2 protein-coding genes and 1 pseudogene are annotated in these 1960 nt (G+C 70.6%); 2 read left to right on the top strand and 1 reads right to left on the bottom strand.

Annotated features, from left to right (window positions below; all coding sequences use genetic code 11):
• Nucleotides 1-11: 11 nt before the first annotated feature.
• A pseudogene (locus AB0O00_RS37370) lies at nucleotides 12-332 on the bottom strand (transglycosylase family protein); the annotation flags it as partial.
• 536 nt (nucleotides 333-868) lie between these two features.
• Between AB0O00_RS37370 and AB0O00_RS37365 the strand changes: the two are divergent.
• Both AB0O00_RS37365 and AB0O00_RS37360 read left to right on the top strand, forming a co-directional pair.
• The gene (locus AB0O00_RS37365) at nucleotides 869-1381 is read left to right on the top strand and encodes a universal stress protein (protein WP_363659145.1); all 513 of its coding nucleotides are present in this window, start codon (nucleotides 869-871) and stop codon (nucleotides 1379-1381) included.
• A 66-nt stretch (nucleotides 1382-1447) separates the two neighbouring features.
• Nucleotides 1448-1960: hypothetical protein (locus AB0O00_RS37360; RefSeq protein ID WP_363659144.1), on the top strand; the 513-nt coding region annotated here is incomplete at its 3' end.

The following is a 1960-nucleotide window of genomic DNA, read 5'->3' as shown; positions in this document are numbered from 1 at the left end:
GGGCTTACTCAGCTCAGGCCCGCCTTGACGGAGCAGACCGGCCAGGCGCCGGGGCCCTGCGCGGCGAGGACCTTCTCGCCGATGGCGATCTGCTGGTCCTTGGTGGCCAGGTCGGCGCGCGGGGCGAAGGAGGTGCCACCAAAGGCGGACCAGGTGCTGGAGGTGAACTGCAGGCCGCCGTAGAAGCCGTTGCCGGAGTTCACCGCCCAGTTGCCGGTGGCCTCGCAAGCGGCGACCTTGTCCCAGACGGTGGACGGCGCGGCGGAGGCGGAAGTGGCCGTGACGAGGCCGGCCACCGGCAGGGCGAGGACCGCCCCGGCCATCAGAGCCATCCGGACGCGGTTGCGCTTCGGGGTGGCGATGGCGGTGGCAGCGGCGGTCTCGTTACGGAAAGTCATGAAGTTCCTTTCGGAGGGTCTGCGAGCGCGCGGAACCAGGCCCTCGGAAGGCCGTCGGTTTCGGGGACACGCACTCGCGTGGTTCGGCACCGTTCCGGCTCCTGGGCGGTGAGGCCCGGGGAGCGGCGTGCTCGGTGCAACGGGTTCGAAGGTACGGGGGCGGTCGTAGCGGTTTCAAGGATTTACGGATCAAGGCAGGTCAGCGAGGTGTTACCGGGCGTAAGGATCAAGGAATTGGGCAGTTTTGGACCGATTTGCCACCATTTCCAAGATCAAAAAGCCTGCCGAAGTGGTCCGGACCACTCCACGGGCGGTGTGAGGCCGCGCACATCGTCGACGGGGAGTGACGGCCCGCCCGCGCCGGGTACCGAAACCGAGGCTCCCGGAGCGGCCCCGGGTGGTCCGCACCACAGGCATCACCCGGAGTGCCCCGTGTTGTCACTCCCCGTGGCGGGCATAGCCTCGGGCGCATGACTAACGACAGCGATGCGGAGGCCCTCGGCGGCGCCGAGGAGCCCGGGGCGGCGGTCGCACCCGCCGGGTTCGAGCTGGGGACGGACGGGCCGAAGGTGATCCTGGCCGGGCTGGACGGCTCGGACTCCTCCTGGCGGGCCACCGCCTACGCGGCCGGCCTGGCCCGGCGGCAGGGTGCGACCCTCGCGGTGGCGTACGTCCAGCCCGTACTCGGCGCGGCCACCGCGCTGGCGGGGGCGGCCGTGGAGGAGACGACGCAGGAGATCGCCGAGGAACTGCTGGCGGCCCTGCGCGAGGCCGAGCAGCGGGTGAAGGACGTGTGGCGGGTCGAGTGGCGCTTCCTGACCCTGCGCGGCGACCCCTATACGGGGCTGGCCAAGCTCGCGAACGAACTGCGGGCCGACGCCGTCGTCGTCGGGGCCTCCGAGCAGGCCGGACACCGGGTGATCGGCTCGGTGGCCGTCCGGCTGGTGAAGGCGGGGCGCTGGCCGGTGACCGTCGTGCCGTAGAGCGTCGGTTCCACTGGCCGGACCCCGGTGCGGGGTCGTCGTGACCTGGCGCTAGGCTCCGCACCCATGATCGAGATCACGGGGGTCCAGGCGGAGCCTGGCGGCAGCGTCACGCTGAAATTCGAGGACAAGCGTTTCAAGGTCGAGCCCGAGGAGACCGGGTGGGACTGGCACGGGATCTTCCTGGTCGGGGTCGCCGTCTTCATGATCCTCGCGCTGATATCGCTGTTCGGCTTCGGCTACATCATCGAGAAGGCCCACCTGACCAAGCTGGAGGGGGCGAACGCCGCCGTCTTCTTCTCCTGCTTCGGGCTCGCCCTGCTGTGCGGCGGCTTGGCCTGGCTGCACGAGCAGATCATCGGCTTCTTCGGCAGCAGCAAGCCGAAGAGCTACACGCTCGCGGTCGAGGGCATCGCGGGGATCCAGTACGAGCAGACCGACCCGCAGGGCGGCCTGCGGGCCACGCTCCGCAAGGCGGACGGCGACGTCGTCCGGTTCGCCGTGGCCGGCGCCAAGGGCCCTGAGCTGTACCAGGCGTTCGACCGGATGTTCCGGCCCGCGGCCCCGCAGCAGTACGGC

It is taken from the genome of Kitasatospora sp. NPDC093558, from assembly GCF_040683475.1.
Classification (GTDB): Bacteria; Actinomycetota; Actinomycetes; order Streptomycetales; family Streptomycetaceae; genus Kitasatospora.
This window is presented reverse-complemented; position numbering and strand designations above follow the sequence as displayed.